A 21,095-nucleotide genomic window follows, 5' to 3' on the forward strand; every position below is an offset into this window, starting at 1 on the left:
ATACTGAATTCTTCAGCGCCGGCCCAAAGGTGCAATGATATTGCATATTCCAGGTTGCTTTGTAAAACTTCCGGATGACATTTTGGGCTATTCTGCTTCGGCTTTAACAACAGGTTATGGGTGTTTCATGGCAATCGTCTCCACGCGACCGCAGCATTCAGACCCCGACTTTTTGTATATTGACGCGTTTTCGACAAACGCTGTTTGGGGTACGCCGGGGCAGCCCCTGACGATCACTTTCTCCTTCCCCCAGTCATCGGAGGCATATGATGGCGACGCGCGGCCCGGTGGAGGCTGGGTGGGGGCGGAGGCCCTGTTCGCGGGGTTTGTTGCGCTGGACTATAGCGAACAGGAAGTGGTGCGCGCGATCCTCAAGCTGTATTCTGATGTTGCGAATATCACTTTCGTCGAGCTCAGGGGAGATGAGGTTGCAGATGCAATCATCCGTTTCTCGGCCTCCCGCGCACTGCCTGACTCGATAGGGGCTTATGCCAATTATCCAGGAACCTCACCCGAGGCGGGAGATATCTGGCTTCATTCGGATACGTTGAGCTCGATGCAGCCCGGGCAATATGGGTGGAATACAATAATTCACGAATTAGGCCATGCCTTGCTTGGCCTTGATCATTTTCCTAATGACTTGATCACGCCGGTTAGTACCTCGAGGATGTTTTCCGGCGATGGCTTGGCTGACGCTGCAACGCCTCTCACGCTGGATATCCTGGTAGCCCAGGAGCTATATGGTGCGAACCACGAGACCCGAACCGGCGACGACATCTATTCGCTGCAGTCCTTCAATGGCAGGCTCCATGGGTTCATTCCCGATTTTGACGACTCTCCAGGCATTTTTGCCATATGGGATGGGGGCGGGAATGACACGATTGACTTCACGACCAATCCCGCGTCCGTTGTAATCGACTTGCGGGAAGGCGGTGTGAGCTATTCGCTCGGCGAATTTATCACGGGCAGCTATGCGGCTGATGCGCAGGGGCAGTGGTCGTTTGTGCACGCTCCAGATTACAACGCCGGTCCGAGCCTTGCGATCGCCCATGGTGCCGTTATTGAGAATGCCTACGGCAGCATCGCTCACGATTTCATCATTGGCAATGATTCCGGCAATTTTCTGTATGGCAATTGGGGCGACGATACGCTCAAGGGCGGGGCTGGCGTCGACACAGTTTATTACAAGGGGAGCGCTGCCGACTATCTGATCCAGCAGATACACAATGATTATCTCGTTACCCACAAAGCCTATGGCGACCAGGATCTGATTCACGGCGATAACGAAAAGATCCAGTTTGGCAACGGAGGTGCCAAAACGTTCGAGCAAGCGTTAACGGATCAGGGCAGTCAGGGTGGGTCAGCATCCAAAGCGGCTCACGATCATTTCATCTATCATTCGTCGGAAACGCTGCGTATTCCAATCGCGGATTTCCTGAAGAACGACGTGCTGCCAGGCACATCAGGTGGCAAGATCACTGGCGTCGGTTCGGCGACAAGCGGTGTTGCAGCAATGATCGACGGTGATGACATCGTCGTCAGCTTGCCTGGTCTACAACTTGACAAGCTGGACTTGACCTACACGTTCAAGGCCGCGAGCGGGCAAACGTCCAGTACAACCGCGACTGTATATCTGTCGGATGGCAAGGCGAGCGTCTCCCTTCCGGATGGGGACTATCGCGATTTTTCGTCCTTTGTGCCCGTGTTTCCAGAGGGCAGCCTTGAATCCGTCGCGGTATCAAACGGGGGGCAGTATGTCCTCATGAAGCTCAAAGCCGACCTTCTTGGCAACGGCTTTGTCCTTGTCGATACAATTGCCGGGACAGAGATCCTCTTGCCAACACCGCAGGAAACCGGCCAGCATTCCAGCTTCTACAATTGGGCCGTCATGTCGCAAGACGGTGCTTATGTCGCCCTGTATTACAGCGCGGCTTTTGAGTACAAATCTGAAAACGTGATCGTTTTCGATACGCAGGCAGGTACGTACAAGGAGCTTGATTATCGCATTCAATCGAGTAGCGACACTCTTCGCTTTTCACCCGATGGTGTACATCTGATCAACAACAGGGGGACGGCGATCAATGTCGAAACCGGCGCCAAGTCGTACCTTCTGCAAGGAGTGGTTGACCAGGGAGACGTCCAGGAATTGCTGGCGGTCACGCCGGATCACCGATTTGCTGTGATTGAGGTTGCCAGGGACTTGGCTGGCGGGGACAAAAATGGTCAGGCGGACATCTATCTGGTCGACCTCGGTAGTCAAACGATAGAACCGCTGCAATTTGACGGACAGAGCCTTGCAACGGCGAGATTCGGCTTCGCATATAAAAATGTGTCGATCAGCGACGATGGCGCAACAATTGCTATTCAGACTGCCACAAAGATTGACCCTTCAGATGTCAACAATGTCGATGATATCTATCTGTATGATGTTGCGTCAGGTGACTTCGCCCTCGTTTCTTCAGGTGTTGAGCGAAACAATCCCGTGGGGGCCATGCCGATCCTGTCCGGTGACGGCAGCTTCCTGACCTATGTCCAAACCCCGGCGTTCGAGGATGTATGGGGCGGGACGCTGATTGATCTCGCCACCGGGGAAAGGGTTTCGATTGGCAATGGTGCGATCATGTCGGCCGATGGCTCTCATGTCCTGAGCTGGGAAATCGAGACCTCACAACAGCGGTATAGTGCGGATGCTGAAACGCCCTATCTTTCCGCCAACCCTTTCCTGAGCGGCAACGAAACGCCTTACACGCGTGACGATTACTTCCCGAACCACAAAGGGGGGGCGGTTTCGATTCCGTTCAGTGAGTTGTTAAAGAATGATGGCGATCCCGATGGGGCATCCCTGTCGATTTTGTCGGTTTCGGGCGAAAAAGCAGGATCGGCAAAGGTTCTCGGAAATGCCGTAGAGTTCACCTTCGCGCCTGGTGGCAATGGCTATGGTGCCTTTAGTTACATCGTATCGGATGGGCAGGGAGGGTTCGCCGAAGGCACGGCTTATTTGGGACGGTCTGAGGGCAAGTACTATCTTTTCAGCACCGAGAGCCCGAGTATCAGCCTGTTTGAGCATGAAGGGTTCGGATATGCGAGCGCCGCAAACGAAGATATCGACGTCAGGGGCGCGCCTTATAATCCTGACCCGTTTAAAGTGGATCAACCTTTTACGCGAGATGTGGTCTATGACAAGCACGGGTGGCACGACTATCAGCAGTCGAACGCCGGATACTTCATGTTCCGGTTATTTGACCAGCCCGATGCCTATATCCCGCCCGATCTGCGCGGCAGCCCGTCCTATCTCGGCTATCAATATGATCTGGACGTGGAGTTCAACAGCAATCTGGGGCTGAACATTCGAACCTTCCGTGGCGGGAACGGTGCGGATCAATTTATCGCCCTTGAGCAAATTGGCACATTTGTACTCAATGGAAACGGCGGCGATGACCTGCTGGCCGGTTCTCAGGGTGCGATACAATATTATTACGGCGGGGCTGGCAACGATACCATTTACGGCGGTGGCGGTGATGACTTCATAGAGGGCGGGGCTGGCGCTGATCAGATTATCGGTGGACAGAATAGTGTGCATGGGGCTGGGTTGGGCGGTAAAGACACCGCCAGTTATTCGACCTCACCTGCCGGGGTTTCCATCAATCTCTCCACTGGGGCTGCAGCAGGCGGCGATGCTGCAGGGGACTATCTTTTGTTCGTCAACAGCCTGATTGGTTCCCGTTTTTCTGACAGGCTGTCGGGCACTCGCGGGGCAAACTCCCTTGAGGGAAATGCTGGGGATGACCAGTTGTACGGGCTGGCGGGTGACGACCTTCTCAATGGGGGGGAGGGCAACGATCAGATTGTAGGTGGCGCAGGCAAGGACCGTGTTTCGGCCGGGCCGGGAAACGACACCGTCTGGGCAGGTGCGGATGACCGCGGCCAAGACGTGATTTTCGGGGGAGCGGGCAATGATACGTTAGGCGGCGGTGCAGGTGATGACCGGTTGCAGGGCGGCGCCGGTGCGGATGTTGTTTATGGCGGTGCGGGCGATGACAAGATCTGGGGCGCTATCGAGGGGGGCAACGATGCTGCACCCGACATTCTTTGGGCAGGGGGTGGTCGCGATACACTTTATGGCTCGGACGGAGCAGACACACTTGGCGGCGGTCTGGGGGGCGACAGGATAACTGCTGGTGCCGGAGACGACAAAGTCTATGGAGGCGACGGCAACGACCATCTGGATGGCAATGACGGGCACGATGTGCTCTTCAATGGGGCGGGGGACGATACCCTCATTGGCGGGGCTGGCAATGACACACTGTGGGGCGGCCCGGGAGACGACCAGCTGACCGGCGGGGCTGGAATCGATTACTTTGGCTTCGTGAAGGGGTCTGGCGCGGACACCATTAAAGATTTTGAATTCGGTGTCGATAGTCTGGATCTCGCTGCTTTCGGCATTATAACCACAGCGACCCTTGAGGCTGCCAGCCATGCTACGGGCGACGGGATTCGTATCGACCTCGCAGGTGGTGATCGCCTCTTTATCGAGGGAGGCGATCTGACCAAAATCGGTCTGGTCACGCTTGAAACGTAAGGCCTGCTTTGCCTTGCCTTTGAAGCATCGTGACCACGCGCAGAGCGTGCCCGAACACACCCCGGCGGTACTTCCGGGCGCCTTCTTCAGTCCTGTTTCTCGATGATCTCGCCGGTATCAAGGATAGGCGAGGCGTCGAGGTCTTCGGCGTCCATCATGGCGGCGATGCGCTGCAGGGCGCTGACGAGCATGGTGCGTTCCCATTCGTCAAGGCGGCGGTAGCGGCGCAGGAAGCCGGCTTGTAAAAGCTCCGGCGCTTCTTCCAGCCGTTTCTGGCCTTCGGCAGTTAGGCAGGCATAGACAACGCGGCGGTCATCCTCGCTGCGTTCGCGGCGGATGAGGTCGCCCTTTTCCAGACGTTCGAGGATTGTCGTCACCGTCGGCTGGCTGAGCGCCACTTCACGGGCGACATTGGACGGCGCTGCCTTGCCGATCTTGCGGATGGCCTGCATCACGACAAGCTGCGGCGCGGTAAGGCCCGTGGCTTTCATCAGCTGCTTCGATTGCAGGTCCACCGCGCGCATGATGCGGCGGATTGAGATCAGGATGTCGTCATAATCGCTCATTGCCCCATCTAGCCGAAAGGGCGGGCCGGAGGCAATGGCGGCGTCACGTTGCCTTGTCATCGGCAATGAGATCGATCAGGCAATCAAGCAGGACATTGGCGCCTTTTTCCACATCGCCCCAATGGGTCCATTCGTCGGGGGCATGGCTGACCCCACCGACACTCGGCACAAAGATGAGTCCGGCATCGGTGACACGGGCGAGGAACTGCACATCATGTCCGGCGCCTGAGGGCATCTTGATGTGGCTGTACCCACGGGCCTTGGTCTTCCTGTCGATAAGGTCGACGATGGCGGGGGTGCAGGCTTGCGGCTCCAGCCAGCTCATCTGTTCATATTCAAACATCAGCCGGTGGCGGCGTGCGATGGCGGAAAGGACGCGGCGGCAGGCGGCGGCGAGCGCCTTCATCACCTCGGGGTCGAGGTCCCGGCCGACGATGGTGAAATCCACCTCACCCGGCACCGTGTGTGCAAAACCGGGTTTGAGCTGCACATAGCCGATGGTAATGCGCGACTTGTCGGTGCCGTCCTCTTCGATGATGCGGTTGATCTCGTGCGCGAAGTCGGCAAGGCCCTGGAAGGCGTCGCTGCGGAGTTTCATGGGGGCCGTACCTGCATGGTCCGCCTTGCCAATCAGCCGGACCATCCATTTGAACACGCCCGATATCCCCTCGACGACGCCGATCGTTTTGCCTTCAGCTTCCAGCACCGGCCCCTGTTCGACATGAAGCTCGAGATAGGCTTTCAGGCTTTCGGGGTCACGTCGCGCATGAAGGGCGGCGCGGTGATCGAGGCCCTGGGCGGCCATGGCGTCCTTGAGGCTGTTGCCTTTCGAATCCTTCGCCGATTCCAGCCAGTCGAGCGTGACGCAGCCGGCCAGGGCCTGCGCGCCGAGCATGCCGCCGAAGCGACCTTCTTCCTCGCTTGTTGCGACAAGCTCGATGGCGCAATTGAGGGGGATGCCTTCTTCCTGCACCACACGGATGCATTCGAGTCCGGCGATGACGCCGAGCGTGCCATCGAAGATGCCGCCGGCGGGCACGGAATCGAGGTGCGAGCCAATCATCACGGCGGGCGCATCCTCGGGGCCGATGCGACCGACCACGTTGCCGGCGCCGTCCAGCCGGGCGATCATGCCGGCATCTTCCATGCGCGTCATCAGCCAGCGACGGGCTTCCATGTCGGCATCCGAGAAGCCCTGACGGTATACCCCCCGGTCCTGTTCGTTGAAGCCGATCTTTGCAAGGGTCATCAGGTCATTTTCGATGCGGTCGATTGAAACGGCTGGCATGGCTGTCCGTCCTTTCTGTTCAGGCCCCTCGTGCCGGACTCTGCCGGAGCAGGCGGCCTATTTCCAGAACAAATATTTTGAAAACGAAGTATATTTGTGTATGATGCTGGCTCGCACGCAGCGCCATGGGGAGGACTTATGGCGCTGTTTTCGCCTGATAGCAGGGAAATGGAAAGCGAGCTTTCAAAGTCCAATGTTGTTTAGAATTCTTATGCTAATGACCGTTTTCACGGCATCGGCGCCGCTGGCCTTTGGTCAGACGTTGACGCTGGCGGATGACGGCAGGAGCGCTGGCTATGCGACTCTCGCGTGGGCGGCGGTCGATGGTAACTCCTTCCTTCTCGAAGAATATGAAGGGGATGAATGGCACACTATCTATGAAGGCGGTGACCGGGCGACGACCCTGAGCGGCCTCGTGGATGGCTCCTACCGTTTCCGGCTCAGTGCCGATGGTGGTGCGCCGGGGCCGGAATTTGACCTGACGGTGGCCCACCACCCGCTTTCGCGGGCCTTCGGCTTCTTCGGGGCAGGTGCCGTGATGCTGGCTGTGCTCATTGTGCTGCTTGTTGTCGGTGCGCGGCGGCATGAAGGCGACGAAGGAGAGCCCTCATGAATGCCAATGCGGTGCTCCCCGCCCACGACGCCTGGATCATCATCGGTGCCTTTTCGGTGCTATGGGTGCTGATCGGCTGGTGGCTCGGGCGGAACAACAATTCGCTTGAAGATTACATGCTCGCCGGCCGCAAGGTCGGGATGGGCTTTGCCGTCGCAACCGCGATGGCCACGTGGGTGACATCGAACACCACCATGACCGCGCCGCAGTTGACCTATCAGCTCGGGATATGGGGCATGGTCGGCTATTCGCTCGGCGCTGTCGGACTGCTGTTGTTCGCGCCGCTCGCCCGGCGCATCCGCACGCTGATGCCGCAAGGCTATACGAGCGGCGATTTCATCCGCTTGCGTTATGGCCGTACCGCATGGCGCGTGTTTCTGGCGATTTCCTTCTTCTACAGCCTTGGCTGGCTGATCAGTCTTGGCATGGCGGGCGGGCTCTTGATCAACGCGCTGTCCGGCATTCCCTATGCTTACGGGATGACGGTGATCGTGGCGATCTGCACGCTTTATACCGTGTTCGGCGGCCTGAAGGCGGTGATCGGCACCGACTTCATCCAGACAATCCTGATCCTTGTGGGCGTCGTCGCCCTTGGTGTGCTGGTGGTCGACAAGGTCGGGTTCGATACGATCCACGCCACCCTTTCCGAAGAGCGGCCGGAGCTTCTGAACATGCTGCTGCCGGCATCGATCATGTTCCTGTTCAATAACCTGTTCTTCGGGGTGGGGGAGATTTTCCATTCGAACGTCTGGTGGTCGCGCGCCTTTGCGTTTGCGCCGGGCGTGGGCTTCCGGGCTTACCTCACTGCCGGTGTCTTCTGGCTGCCGATCCCGATTGTGGCCGGGCTCATCGCCCTTGCGGCTCCGGCGCTTGGCATCAATGTGCCGTCGCCCGACATGGTGGCGCCGCTTGTCGCCGGCAAACTGTTCGGCCTGTTCGGCGGTATCCTTGTGTTTGTTGTGGTGTTCGCAGCGCTTGCCTCGAGCCTCGATAGCGTTCTTGCGGCCACCAGTGACCTGATCGTCAAGGATATCTACAAGGGCCATATCCGTCCGGCCGCTTCTGACAGGGAACTCAGGACAGCAGCGGTCTGGATCATCCTCGGGCTTGGGGCGATGACATGGGCGCTCAGCCTGATGCGGCTGGCGACACTCGGGTCGCTCCTGCATTTCACAGGTGCCTTTGTGGCGAGCACGATCTGGCCGATCGCTGTCGGCCTTCTCTACAAGCGCGGCAACGGCGTGCATGCCACTGCTGCCATGGTGCTCGGGTCCGCCGGTGGCCTTGCCGCCTATTTCACCATTGGTTTCTATGTCGCGGCGCTTGTGTCCGCCGGCATTTCGATGGCCGTGATGGCACTTGCCTTCCTCCAGCGGCCTTCCTTCGACTGGGCAAACCTGACGGCTGCCCGCCAAAGCTCCACAGGAGACATGTCATGATTTCCGCTTCGACCCTCGCATCCCTCGTGATGCCTGCCCTTGTGATGACGGCAATTGCGCCCGCGGTGCTTGTCACCCTTGTCTGGCGCGACGTGAAGGAGAACAAGCTATGGTAAGGGCAGAAGCAGCAATCTTCGAAGGTGCCGCCTCGTTCGAGCCGACGCGGCCGGACGTATATGGTGATGCCCACCCGCGCGACCTGCTGCGGGCGATCCATGAGGAGCATGATTATCTGCGTGCACTGGCGCACAGCCATATCGCGTCTGCTGCGCAGTTCGAACGCCCGCTCCTGATGCAGCTGTTCCGCCTCGCCGCGAAATACGAGGCCAACCCGGAACGCTACGGCACGCCCCTGAAACCACTGGCGGGCAAGCTGCTGATCAGCGCTTTCTACGAGCCCTCTACGCGCACACGGCTTTCGTTTGAAAGCGCGTGGCACAGGCTTGGCGGTGACATCATGTCGATCACCGACCGCTCGACGACCGGCATCGCCAAGGGTGAAAGCCTTTCCGATGTGGCCGAGATGTTCAACAATTACGGCGACTGCGTTGTCCTGCGTGACAGCCGGGCTGAATCCGTGATGGAAATGATGAACTCGCTGCGCATCCCGATTATCAATGCGGGCAATGGCTGCGACGAGCATCCGACACAGGCGCTGGCCGATCTTTATGCCATCATGAAATGGCGTCCGGACCTCTTGGCTGACAAGCCGGAAAACCCGATCCGCATCGGTATCATCGGTGTGCCGGACCGGATGCGCACGGTCCGCAGCCTGCTGACGCTCCTCAGCCGCTTCTCCGATGCGATCGAGGAAGTGGTCGTGATCCACGACGGCAAGCTGGACCCGCTTTTTGCGCCTGAACAGCGCGAAAACCTGATGCGGGACGGGCTGAAAATCAGCGAAACGACGGATCTCAACGAGATCCTTCCGACCCTTGATGTCGTTTATATCAATGCCATCGCGTGGGTGAAGGACAGCTTCGAGGTGATGGGCGAGGAATTGAGGCTTGATGCCAATTCGCCGCTCAAGTCCAGCGCGATTGTGCTGCATCCACTGGCGCGCGGGCCGGAGCTTTGCACCTCGCTCGATAACACGGCCCACAATTGGTACTTCGCGCAGGCGCGCGGCGCCGTGTTCATCCGCATGGCGCTGCTCACATGCATGGTGCAGCGCACCGAAATGGTCATGGACATTGTCTGAGCGCCTGTCCAACCCCTGAATCACACGGAATAACAACAAGAAAGGTCTCCCATGTGCGGCATTGCCGGTATTTTCCACCGAGAGCCTGAAAAACCTGTCGATCCCCAGTTGCTTGCCAATATGGCAGCGATCCAGTATCACCGCGGCCCTGATGGTTTCGGTGTTGAAACGATGAATGGCAAGGGTGTGGGCTTTTCCCATGCCCGGCTTTCGATCATTGACCTGAACCAGAACCGGGGCCGGCAGCCTTTCAAGAGTGCCGACGGATCGCTTCTCCTTGCCCATAATGGCGAGTTTTACGATTATCAGCGCATTCGTACCGACCTGACGAGCCGGGGTGCCCGCTTCCGCACCAAATCGGACAGCGAGATCATCCTGCACCTGTTCCCGCGCTTCGGGCTTGATGAAACCTTGCGCCGCCTTCGCGGCGAATTTGCCTTCGCGCTTTATGACGCCAAGGAAGATGCATTGCATCTGGTGCGCGACCGGTTCGGTATCAAACCGCTTTATTATCATGCAAGTGACGAGGGCGTTGTCTTCGGGTCTGAGATCAAGGTGGTGATGGCGCACCCGGCGGTGCCGCGCATGTTCAATAATGAAGGCCTCCTGCACCAGCTGATGCAGGTGATGGTGCCGGGCACCACGGCCTATGAAGGCATTACGCAGGTGAAGCCGGGCCATGTGGTGACCTTCCGCCGGCAGGGGCTGGGGTACGAGATTGTCGACCGGCCCTACTGGGATTTTGAATTCCCCGACGCGAGCTTCCATCAGGGCCTGAAAAGCGAAGAGGAAAGCATCGAAACCGTCCGCGAGGGGCTGACCGAAGCGGTTCGCCTGCGGCTTGAGGCCGATGTGCCGGTCGGTTGCTATCTGTCGGGCGGGGTCGACAGTTGTTCGATCCTCGGGCTATCCGCCGCGATGCGCCAGCAGCCGGTGAAGGCCTTCACCATCGGCTTCATGGACGCAGCTTACGATGAAACGCCGATTGCCAAGGAAATGGCGGCGGCCACGGGTGCCGATCACGATATCCTGCGGCTGGATGGCAGCGCGCTTTACGGCCATTTTGAGGAAACGATCTGGCACACCGAGCGCACGGTCTATAACACGCTCGCCGTCGCCAAGTTCCTGATGAGCCGCCACGTGCGCAACGCCGGCTACAAGGTGGTGGTCACCGGCGAGGGCTCGGACGAGCTGTTTGCGGGCTACCCCTCGTTCCGGCGTGATCTGTTCCTGCATGGGCTCGACGACCTGCCGGAAGCCGAGCGCCAGCGCTGGCAGGCCATGCTCGGGGAGAGCAACAAGCTCTTCAAGGGCGCGATGCTGGCGGATGATGCGCTCGATGATCCGTTCCTTACTGACAGGATCGGCTTCACGCCTTCTTGCCTGCAGCCGTGGCTCGCCTGCGAGGAGACGGCGCGGGGCGTGCTCAACCGCGACCGGGTCGGCCTTCTTGCCGACTATAAGCCCGGCCTCGCGATTGCCGAACGGCTGGACCGCGCCAAGCTCGATGGCCGTCACCCGCTCGACCGGGCGCAATATGTCTGGTCGAAGACGATGCTTGAAGGCCAGATCCTCACCTGGGGTGGCGACCGGGTCGACATGGCGAACTCGATGGAGGCGCGCCCCGCCTTCCTCGATCATCATCTGGCCGAGGCCGCAACGCGCATTCCGCCGCTCCACCGGATCAAGGACCGGCGCGAGAAATATGTGCTGAAGGAAGCGATGAAGGGCCTCTTGCCGAAAACGCTCTATGAGCGCGAGAAGTTCGCCTTCATGGCGCCGCCCGCCACCACCAACAAGGACAAGTGGTCCGCGATGATGGAACTCGCGCAGGATCACCTGAATGATCAGGCGATCCTCGATAGCGGCCTTCTGGACGCGGCTGGCGTGCGCCGCCTCCTCAATGAGGCCCAATCCGAAGACACAAGCCGGGCGCGGCTTGTGCAGCTTGATGCCATGCTCAATCACATGATGGGCGTCCAGATCCTCTACAAGAAGCTGATCGCGACCGACATACCGGCGCTGGCCGCGGAACGTGCCCGCTCGCTCGGCTGGATCGTCAAGGAACCCGCCGTGGCCTGATCTCTCTTCTGGATCATCCCCTGAAATGCAAACCGGCCGCCCTGAGTGTCTCAGGGCGGCCGGTTCTTCTCCAGCGGAGGCTGAAACCGCTTAGAAGGTTTTCTTCACATTCACGCCCCAGGTGCGCGGTGCATTCGGATAGCCGCTGTAGCTGCCATCCTGGGCAACCGTCGGGAAGGACGAAATCAGCGCTTCGTCATTCGTCAGGTTACGCGCCCACAACATGACCTCGAGGCCAAGTTCCTCGTTGGTCACGCCGATGCTGGCGTTGATCTGGTTGGTGCCGTAGGTGGCAACTTCCGGCGGGGTCGTCTCGGTCAGGTGCGTGTCGCTGACATAATAGTATTCGACGCGCATGAAGCCTTCCATCGTGTCCGTGATCGGACGGGTGATGGTGGCCGAAGTCGAGAAGGTCCATTCCGGGATACCGGCCGGCGTGTCGCCGGTCAGGTCACGGAAGTTCGGACGGCGACCGGTCGCCGGGTCAACCGGACAGCGGACGGTGTCGTAGGATACGCAGGCGGCACCGGGGAAGCTGTCGTAGGTAGGATCAAGGTAGGTGACAGCACCCGTCAGAGCGATCCAGTCAACCGGGAAGTACGAGGCATCAACCTCGACACCCTTCGTCGACTGCTTGCCGGCGTTCACAAGGCTGTAGCCGAGGCCGGTGAAGGCGTTCGACTGGAAGCCCTTGATCTGCTGGTCGAAGAGGGCAACGTTGATGAAGCCGCGTTCGAACCGGGCTTTCGCGCCGATTTCGATCACAGTCACATCTTCTGGGCCAGCCGAGCGGCCAACGCCGTTCGCATCGGCCGGACGGCTGTCGGACGACAGGTTGTAGGCGCCGGCTTTCCAGCCCTTGGCGTAGCTGACGTAGGTGTTCACATCGCCGATGTCGTAGGAAACGCGGGCCGCATAGGTGACCTTGTCGCCCTTGAGGATGCCGTCTTCATCCGAGTTCGGGAAGTTGACGGGCGCGTGGTTCTGCGTGTTGCCATAGAAGAACTGCAGCGCGCCAAGTCCGCCATAGATGTTACCCGGCAGGCCGAGGAACGGGAATTCAGGCACGGCTTGCAGGTTGACCGACGAGAACGGGTCGTTCAGCACCACATCCGACACGACTTCCTTGCGGTCGTTGAGGTAGGCAAGGCCGCCGGTGAAGGTCAGGCGCTCGGTGATTTCATAATCGAACTGGCCGAACAGCGAATAGGAACGCTGGTCCATGTCGTAGAAATCGTGGATGCCGTCGCCTTCCTGGAAGTATGTCGCACCCGGCACAACACCCGGATTCACGAGGCTTTGCAGGAATTCGAGTGCGAAGATGTTCGAACGACCATTGAGCGCAGCCGCAAGCGGCGGCGGCAGGGCGCCGAGCAGCGTTGCCGGAACCTGACCCGAGAGGCCATCAGCGAAGGCACGGATGTCCGAGCCATAGGTGATGTCGCGGCCGGTGTTGATCTTCTCATCCTGATAGAAGGCACCAAGCAGCCAGGTCAGCGGGCCGTCGCCCGTGGAGGTCAGGCGCAGTTCCTGGGTGAAGGTCTTGATATCGTTCTGGGTGGCGTTCTCGGAAATCGAGGCGCCGGTGAAGTCGATATCCTGGTTCGAGGCGTTCTTCTGGTTCCGCCAGGCGGTGATCGAGGTCAGCGCCATGCCGTCAAACTGCCAGTCAGCCTGGGCCGAGATGCCCTTGCCGCTGAGACGGTTGGCCGGATCGGCGTTGAAGATCACGTCGCGGTCGAAAATCGCGTCCGGGTCGCCAATCGGCTTGCCGAGCCCGAAGGGTGCGGGTGCACCGATGAACTGGGTGGCGGGGCCGTTCAGGATCGTCACCACGCCGCAGCAGCGTTCGGTCATCTTGTTATAGTCGCCGATGACACGCAGGGTGAAATCTTCGTTCGGGTTCCACAGAAGGTCGCCGCGAACCGACCAGCGGTCACGGTTGTTAACATCCGTGCCGGTGGTCACGTTGTCGAAATAGCCATCGCGCTTGTTGACGTTGCCCGAAACGCGGACAGCCACGGTGTCGCTGAGCGGGCCGGTGATCGAGGCCTTGACGAGGCGCTGGTCAAGGTTGCCGACGCTGACTTCGGCTTTGCCGCCGAATTCAAACTGCGGCTTGGCGGTTACGATGCTGATGGCGCCGGCCGACACGTTCTTGCCGAAAAGGGTCGACTGCGGGCCGCGCAGCACTTCGACGCGCTCGATTTCCGGCAGGTCATCAAGGGCGGACGAGGTGCGCGACCGGTAAACGCCGTCGATGAAGACGCCGACCGATGCTTCGATACCGTCGTTGCCGTTACCGTTGCCGAAGCCGCGAATGCTGAAGTTGGTCTGGCCCGTGGCATTGAGCTGCGAAACGCTCAGCGAGGGTACGACCGTCTGCAGGTCGATCATGTCGCGCACTTGCGCTTTTTCGATCGTCGCCTGGCTGGTCACGGCCACCGAAATCGGAACATCCTGAAGGGTCTGTTCGCGCTTCTGGGCGGTTACGACGATTTCGTCGATGGCAAAATTATCGCCGGCCTGACCGGCAGTGTCTTGAGCGAAAGCCGGCATGCTGGCGGCAAGCGCGAGCATGGAGGCCCCGAAATACTGGTTCCTGATCATGAATTCCTCCCTTGCGTCGTCCCCACGACGCGATGCCCTGATTAGAGCCTTAAATTCTAATGTTGACTAGAAGAATTTTCGTTTGCCCCACACTTTGGCTTGCCAATCACCCGTGAAATCAGGGAAAGTCGGCGTCGAGAGAGGGCAATTGACGGCCGGGGAGGGCTGTCGGGGAGGGGAATGCCCATGGCCGTTTCGCGAAGCCGGAAGTCTGACGGCAAGCGCGACTCAATCGTTCATGCGGCCACTGGCGTGATCAACGCCAAGGGTTTCGCACGGGCGACCATGTCGGAAATTGCAGCGTCGCTTAATCTGCGCGATGCCACGCTTTACTATTATTACCCGAACAAGGTGGCGCTGGCCTATGCCTGTCACTGCCGGTCGTTCGAGCGGTTCGAGAAACTTCTGAAGCATGCGGAAGACGCCGAAGGAACGGGCGCGGCCCGCATGCGCTGTCTGATCAGGCGCGTCCTCGAAGACCAGTTCGAAAACGGCCCGCAGCTCTATTTCGGGGACTATTCCTATCTTGGCGACGAGCAGCGCCGGAAGATCACCCAATGGGCCGACCGGTTGAAAGGCATGCTTGAACATATCCTGAAGGATGGCATCAGGGACGGTTCCATCGTGCCTTGCGACACGCGGATCGCCGCGCAGCTGATTATCGGCATGGTCATCTGGCTCGCGAAATGGATTCCGGCGGTCGAGGGGCTGACGGTCGAAAGCCTTGAAGGCACCATCGTCACCATGATGCTTGGTGGGCTCGAAGCCAATCCGGCAGCTGCCCGGGCCGCTGCCGGATAACCTGCGTCAGGCCTGCTGCGGCTCGTCTTCCCAGTCCTTGCGCAGGGTCTTGACCGCAAAGAGGATCAGGATGGCGGCGAGGAGATAGAAGGTGGTTGCAGCCACGACGCTGTAGCGCAGCGCATCATTGCCGAAACGCACCGTCATCATGTCCGACATCTTGCCCATCACCAGCGACCCGAGGCCGAGGCCGATCAGATTGTTGATGAACAGGAAGCTTGCCGAGGCAGTGGCGCGCATCGCCTGTGGCACCAGATGCTGGATCGCCGTGGTCACGGGGCCAAGCCACAGAAGGTTGAGCCCGTTCGGGATCACCAGCAGGAACCAGGCGACGAGGGGCGAATCCGAAAGAAGTGCGGTCGCGAAAAGCGGCGCGCAGATGAGCCACGCGATGGCCGGCAGGCGGGCATAAACGCCGCGGTCCTTGCCGCCCAGTTTGTCGGCAAGCCAGCCACCTGCAAACACACCGGCCGTACCACCCACGAGCAGCAGCGACCCCATATATTGCGAGGCCTCAAGAAGGCTGAAACCGAAGGAGCGGATCATCACCGACGGTACCCAGAAGGCGAGGCCATAGCCGACAAGCGAACTGCACGATGCGGCAAAGGCCAGCAGCCAGAAGCTCGGCTTCTTGGCGACGATCTTGAACACGGTGGAAACCGGCACGCGCGCGGCAGCGGCCGCAGGTGCCGGCCGGGGCAAGTCCTTCACCAGATATTTAAAGACAGGTGCGATCAGCACCCCGGCGATGCCGACGACGATGAAGGCGACCCGCCATTCCACTGTTTCGGCGATCCACCCGCCAAAGAAGGCACCGCCCGCGAGCCCCAGAGGAATGCCGAGCGAATAGATCGACAATGCCCGCGCCCGCTGGTGCGGCGGGAAATAGTCAGCAATCAGCGCATAGGAAGGCGCAACGCCGCCAGCCTCGCCGATGCCGACGCCAAGGCGGAACAGGAAAAGCTGCCAGAAGCCGGTTGCAATGCCGCAAAGCGCGGTGAAGCCGCTCCAGACCGCGAGCGAAATGGCGATCACGCCGCTGCGGCTCGTTTTATCGGCAATCACGGCGAAGGGCACACCCAGCACGGAATAAAGGAGCGCGAAGGCAATGCCGCCGAGTGCGCCAAGTTCGGTATCCGTGAGGCCGAGATCGGTTTTGATGGGCTGGGCGAGGATGCCGAGGATCTGCCGGTCCAGGAAATTGAAAATATAAACAAGGAGCAGCATCGCCAGCACCAGATGCGGGCTCCGGGCTTTTTCCTGAACCATATAGATCTCCCTCGCGTGTCGTCGCGTTTCCACTCCCGGCTATCCGGGTTCCCGGCGCGAGCATGGCGGACCTTGGCCGTCAAATCCAGCCCCCTTGTGTCACGAAGCTGTCAGGCGGACATGCGGGATTGAATTGTCACACTATATGACATAACATTGACGCCGGGAGAACAAGGAGGAGATGAGGGATGACACGTGGCTGGCTGGCGTGGCTGATGATGGCGCTTCTTTTCGCCGGAAGTGTGGTGGCGGAGGAAGGGAAGCCCGAGCGCCCCAACTTTCTGGTCGTGCTGATCGATGACGCTGCCTATATGGATCTTGGCACTTATGGCGGCGAGGCACGCACGCCGACGATCGACGAGATTGCCGAACACGGCACCCTGTTCACCAACTATCATACGTCGCCGCTGTGCGCCCCGTCGCGCGCCATGCTGCTGACCGGGCTTGATAACCACCGCACGGGGCTTGCCACGATCCCGGAGGTGTTGCCGCCCGAGCATGTCGGCAAGCCCGGCTATGCCATGCGGCTGGAGCCCGGCGTGACGACAATCGCTACGCGGCTCAAAGGGGCCGGCTACCGCACCCTTATGACCGGCAAATGGCATCTCGGCCACGACAAGGGTGACCTGCCGGTGGACCATGGCTTCGACAGGTCCTTCATCCTTGATGCTTCGGGGGCGGACAACTGGGAACAGAAGTCCTACATGCCCTATTACAAGACGGCCGACTGGTTTGAGGGCAGCGAGCGCGCCACCCTGCCGGATGATTTCTATTCGTCCGAATTTCTTGTCGACAAGATGATCGATTATCTGGATGAAGCGGGCGCCGACAAGGACAAACCTTTCTTCGCCTATCTTGCCTTTCAGGCTGTCCATATCCCCGTGCAGGCACCGAAGGAATATACGGACCGGTACGCAGGCGTTTATGAAGCGGGGTGGGAAAGCCTCCGCGAGGCGCGCTTCAATCGCGCCCGCGAACTGGGGCTGGCACCCGAAGGTGCAACCCTGAAGCCGATGCCCGAGCGCCTGCGCAAGTGGGAGGATCTGAGCGAGGAAGACCGTGCCCTCTATGCCCGCTCGATGGCGGTGAACGCCGGCATGATCGAGGCGATGGACCATCATCTCGGCCGCCTGATCGATCACCTGCGCGCCACCGGCCAGTTGGAAAACACGGTCGTGATCGTCACGTCGGACAATGGGCCCGAGCCCAGCAACCCTGTGGCACAGACGGGCTTCACCACTTGGATGTATTTCAACGATTACGACCGCAGGCTCGATAATCTCGGCGAAGAGGGCAGCTACGCCTTCATCGGGCCGGAATGGGCGACGGCGGCCGCAGCGCCTTTCAGCCTGTTCAAATTCTATGCATCCGAAGGCGGCATGCGGGTGCCCTTCGTGATGGCGGGGCCCGGCGTGGCGCCCGGCGCGCGTACGGGGGCGCTCGGTTTTGTCACCGATATCGCGCCGACGCTTCTTGATTACGCAGGGGCTGGCGAACAGGCGGGCGACATGACAGGCCGCAGCCTGCGCCCGGTCGTCACCGATGGCGGCCATGCCTACGGCCCTGACGACGCAGTCGGGATGGAAGTTTCAGGCAACGCAGCGCTCTATAAGGGCAACTGGAAGCTCGTCCGTAACATGCCGCCATGGGGGGATGGCCAGTGGCATCTCTTCGACATGGCGACCGACCCCGGCGAGACAACGGACCTGAGCGACAGTCACCCGGATGTGGTGGCTGCCATGCATGCCGACTATGCGGCCTATGCCGAAGCCAACGGCGTGCAGGAACTGCCGCCCGGCTACAATATCCACAAGCAGATCGCCAAGAATGCGATGCTGAAGCAGCTGAAATATTATGGCTGGTTTTTCGCGCTGGTCCTGGCCGGCGCTTTAGGGCTTCTGGGCCTGTTGGTCTGGGGGATCGTCCGGCTGATCCGCCGGCACTAGTTCAAGGGAGCGAACGGGAGGGCGGCTCAGGCCGCCTTCCCCCAAATCTCGATATTGCCGCGCCGCTCCACCCGGCGGGCCGGGCGCAGGGTCAGTACGGGGGTAAGCCCCACCTTCTCGAAATAGTCCCGCACCTTCGCCTGTTCATCGGCCGTCAGGGCGTCGAAGGCATCCTGCAGCTTCTGCAACAGCAGCATCCGGTAAGGCGACAGGCCCGTGGTGATGGGCTTGCCGCGATAGTGCGTCTCGACGCGGCCGATGGAGCGCTTGTGGGGTTTGTCGACAACCGGCGCGCCTTCCGTCGCCTCGTTCGCTTCCAGCCAGCGTGCGAGGGCTGCGACCTGATCGGCCAGTTCGGTCAGCATTTCATCCGCCATGAAGCAGCAGAAGGCATCGATGGTGGCGGGCACTTCGTCGTCCGGCAAAAAGCCGGTCACCGGGTAGCTCGGGAATTCCGGGATATCGAGGTTCGGCGCACTCAGCCGTTCGGTCCAGCGGAACACCGCACTTGCCTTGGTCTTCATCTCGAAAGCCGGCACCGGGTCGCGCCCGAGGTGGGCAAACATCGGGCCGTAAAGGCCATAGTCGCCAAGTGATGGCCACGCACCGAAGAGGCAGGGATGTTTCTCGAAATGCTTCTGCAGGATGCCAAGCATTTCATCGTAAGCGGCTTCCACCAGCGGGATGGTTTCGGGGGTCACGCCAAGCAAGGGCAGGTATCCGGCCAGCTTGTCCATCACCGGCCGCGCCATCTGCAGGGCGGCTTCGGGGCTCAGTTCCGGGGCGACGCCATGGGCGAAACCGGCCGCGATGAAAGCTTCCTGCTGGCCTAGCACGCTCCAGCGATAATGCATGGCAAGGCGCGTCATCCCCTCGGAGCCGAAAAGATTGAAAGCATGCGACAGCATGCGCTGCACCGGCCCCGCCGGATGCGCACTCGCGCGATACAGGCCGCGATCCTCGAACCAGCCGATGATATCGTCCGAATCCTGGATGACATCACCTTCAGGTGTTTGCAGCACCGGGATCAGGATGCGCCCTGTTTTTGGCAGGATGTCCTTTGCGAAGGCCGGGTGGGCGGATGACCGTTCCTCGAAATCGATACGCTGCTTGCGCATATAGGCGCGGGCCTTGCCGGTATAATAGGAAGCGGGCACGCCGTAGAGGATATAGGGATCAGTCATCCGGGTGTCTTTCTATAGCGCGATGGGGCCGGCGTCCCCACCCGCATCGAAAATTGCGAAGGCCGCGAAGGACATGGCTTTGGCGGCCTCTTCGGGCGAAAGTCCCTGCTCGGCCCTAAGGCGCAGCCAGTAATTGAAGCTGGTGGCGGCGGTCAGCGCGTCCATCAGGGTCTTGTCCATCTTGCCATCGGGATTGACAGCCTGCCGCAGGCGTTCCTTCTCGATCGCCGTCACGAAGGCCTTGTCGGTGGCGAGGGTGGTGGACAGGTGGCTTTGCGCTTCTGCTGCCTGCCGGAAGGGACGCATGTCCTCAAAGAGCTTGGCACGGTTCGTCACCAGCCGGGAAAGCCGTTCCCGCCGGTCGGGCGTGTTCAGGTTGAGCGTGGCGCGGGGCAGGAATTCCTCGCGCAGAAGGACCGAGATTTCCCGGTACAGCGTTTCCATATCCTGGAAGCAACGGAAAACGGTGCGCGGGCTGACGTCGGCATGCTCGGCCACGGCCTGCGCGCTCGGCGTCGGATTGCCTTCGCGCACCAGCGTCAGGAAAGCTGTTACGATCTTGTCGCGGTTGGCGGCGCGGCGGCGGTTGCGCCCGTCTTCTATATCGGCGAGATCTACGGTGTTCACGCGGGCTTGTTGCAGGTCGGTCATACTCATTCCTTCTTGTGGCGCGACAGGTTACTTTTAACGCGCTCGCTTGCACACGTCAAACAATTGACACATGCTATGACATAATTTATCGTTCTTCCCATGACCGGTATGGGGAGGGGTCCCGTCTGACCGGATCGGGAGGGAAGAAGCGATGATTGATCTTTACACGGCACCAACGCCGAACGGCTGGAAAGCCTCGGTAATGCTTGAAGAAACCGGCTTGCCCTATGAGGTGCATGCCATCGATCTGATGAAAGGTCAGCAACGGGCTCCCGACTATCTGAAAATCAATCCCAATGGACGCATTCCTGCCATTGTGGACAGAGAAGAAGGCAATTTTGCGGTCTTCGAGTCCGGTGCCATCCTGATTTATCTGGCCGAGAAGACAGGCAAGCTGATGCCCGCGGACGCGAAGGGCCGCTCGACCGTCATCCAATGGCTGATGTTCCAGATGGGCGGTGTGGGGCCGATGATGGGGCAGGCGAATGTCTTTTACCGCTATTTGCCGGAAAAGATAGACCTTGCCATCAAGCGGTATCAGGGCGAGGTCGCCCGGCTTTTCGGCGTTCTGGATGCCCGGCTCGCCGATCACCAGTATCTGGCCGGTGATTATTCGATTGCCGACATCGCCAACTGGTGCTGGGCGCGCACGGCAGCGTGGTCGGGGGTCGATACCGATCCTTTCCCGAACATGAAACGCTGGATCGCCGAGATTGCAGAACGCCCGGCAGCTCAGGCCGGTATCAAGGTGCCTTACGACATGTCGGCGCTCCTGTCCTCGGCGGGTTCCAGCAAAGAGGAAAAGACGGATGCCTTCGTCAAACAGGCCCGCACCCTTGTGAATACCGGCGACGCCAAGGAATAGC

14 protein-coding genes are annotated in these 21,095 nt (G+C 60.1%); 8 read left to right on the top strand and 6 right to left on the bottom strand.

The genetic code is table 11. The features are described 5' to 3' along the window. The first annotated feature begins 34 nt into the window (after positions 1-34). Complete coding sequence (locus OU694_RS14670; RefSeq protein WP_308911760.1) at positions 35-4,579, top strand: M10 family metallopeptidase C-terminal domain-containing protein; 4,545 nt, start codon at positions 35-37, stop codon at positions 4,577-4,579. Positions 4,580-4,665: 86 nt separating this feature from the next. Here OU694_RS14670 and OU694_RS14675 read toward each other — a convergent pair whose 3' ends face one another. After that, positions 4,666-5,145, bottom strand: coding sequence for a MarR family winged helix-turn-helix transcriptional regulator (locus OU694_RS14675; RefSeq protein ID WP_308911761.1), 480 nt, complete (start codon positions 5,143-5,145; stop codon positions 4,666-4,668). Positions 5,146-5,188: 43 nt separating this feature from the next. Then, the gene (locus tag OU694_RS14680; protein ID WP_308911762.1) at positions 5,189-6,433 is read right to left on the bottom strand and encodes a Zn-dependent hydrolase; all 1,245 of its coding nucleotides are present in this window, start codon (positions 6,431-6,433) and stop codon (positions 5,189-5,191) included. A 217-nt stretch (positions 6,434-6,650) separates the two neighbouring features. On the opposite strand from OU694_RS14680, the gene OU694_RS14685 reads away from it, so the two are divergent. The 4 genes from OU694_RS14685 to asnB all read left to right on the top strand — a co-directional run bounded on the left by OU694_RS14685 (position 6,651) and on the right by asnB (position 11,768). Then, on the top strand, positions 6,651-7,046 hold the full coding sequence (locus tag OU694_RS14685; protein ID WP_308911763.1) for a hypothetical protein: 396 nt from the start codon (positions 6,651-6,653) through the stop codon (positions 7,044-7,046). Continuing rightward, a complete protein-coding gene (locus OU694_RS14690; protein ID WP_308911764.1) occupies positions 7,043-8,485 on the top strand; it encodes a sodium:solute symporter family protein in 1,443 nt (480 codons plus the stop codon). The genes OU694_RS14685 and OU694_RS14690 overlap by 4 nt, the downstream gene beginning before the upstream one ends. A 109-nt stretch (positions 8,486-8,594) precedes the next feature. After that, complete coding sequence (locus OU694_RS14695) at positions 8,595-9,686, top strand: aspartate/ornithine carbamoyltransferase family protein (RefSeq protein WP_308911765.1); 1,092 nt, start codon at positions 8,595-8,597, stop codon at positions 9,684-9,686. 51 nt (positions 9,687-9,737) lie between these two features. Continuing rightward, a complete protein-coding gene (asnB, locus tag OU694_RS14700) occupies positions 9,738-11,768 on the top strand; it encodes an asparagine synthase (glutamine-hydrolyzing) (RefSeq protein WP_308911766.1) in 2,031 nt (676 codons plus the stop codon). A gap of 90 nt (positions 11,769-11,858) precedes the next feature. On the opposite strand, the gene OU694_RS14705 is transcribed toward asnB, so the two are convergent. Then, positions 11,859-14,375 carry a TonB-dependent receptor gene (locus tag OU694_RS14705; RefSeq protein ID WP_373460416.1) on the bottom strand — a complete coding sequence of 839 codons (2,517 nt, stop codon included), beginning with the start codon at positions 14,373-14,375 and terminating at the stop codon, positions 11,859-11,861. Positions 14,376-14,564: 189 nt separating this feature from the next. Between OU694_RS14705 and OU694_RS14710 the strand changes: the two genes are divergently transcribed. Beyond that, positions 14,565-15,179, top strand: coding sequence for a TetR/AcrR family transcriptional regulator (locus tag OU694_RS14710; protein WP_308911768.1), 615 nt, complete (start codon positions 14,565-14,567; stop codon positions 15,177-15,179). Between the two features lie 6 nt (positions 15,180-15,185). On the opposite strand, the gene OU694_RS14715 is transcribed toward OU694_RS14710, so the two are convergent. Further along, positions 15,186-16,448 carry a spinster family MFS transporter gene (locus tag OU694_RS14715; protein WP_308911769.1) on the bottom strand — a complete coding sequence of 421 codons (1,263 nt, stop codon included), beginning with the start codon at positions 16,446-16,448 and terminating at the stop codon, positions 15,186-15,188. Between the two features lie 188 nt (positions 16,449-16,636). Here OU694_RS14715 and OU694_RS14720 point away from each other — a divergent pair, with 188 nt between their 5' ends. Next, positions 16,637-18,394, top strand: coding sequence for an arylsulfatase (locus tag OU694_RS14720; protein ID WP_308911770.1), 1,758 nt, complete (start codon positions 16,637-16,639; stop codon positions 18,392-18,394). Positions 18,395-18,420: 26 nt separating this feature from the next. Here the strand turns inward: OU694_RS14720 and OU694_RS14725 are convergent, their stop codons facing one another. Next, positions 18,421-19,578, bottom strand: a complete 1,158-nt coding sequence (locus OU694_RS14725; protein WP_308911771.1) for a glutathione S-transferase N-terminal domain-containing protein — start codon at positions 19,576-19,578, stop codon at positions 18,421-18,423. Between the two features lie 12 nt (positions 19,579-19,590). Next, positions 19,591-20,229, bottom strand: a complete 639-nt coding sequence (locus tag OU694_RS14730) for a TetR/AcrR family transcriptional regulator (RefSeq protein WP_308911772.1) — start codon at positions 20,227-20,229, stop codon at positions 19,591-19,593. A gap of 151 nt (positions 20,230-20,380) precedes the next feature. Here OU694_RS14730 and OU694_RS14735 point away from each other — a divergent pair, with 151 nt between their 5' ends. After that, positions 20,381-21,094, top strand: coding sequence for a glutathione S-transferase family protein (locus tag OU694_RS14735; RefSeq protein ID WP_289503501.1), 714 nt, complete (start codon positions 20,381-20,383; stop codon positions 21,092-21,094). Position 21,095 lies beyond the last annotated feature (1 nt).

The organism is Pseudokordiimonas caeni (assembly GCF_026719705.1).
Lineage (GTDB): Bacteria > Pseudomonadota > Alphaproteobacteria > Sphingomonadales > Kordiimonadaceae > Gimibacter > Gimibacter caeni.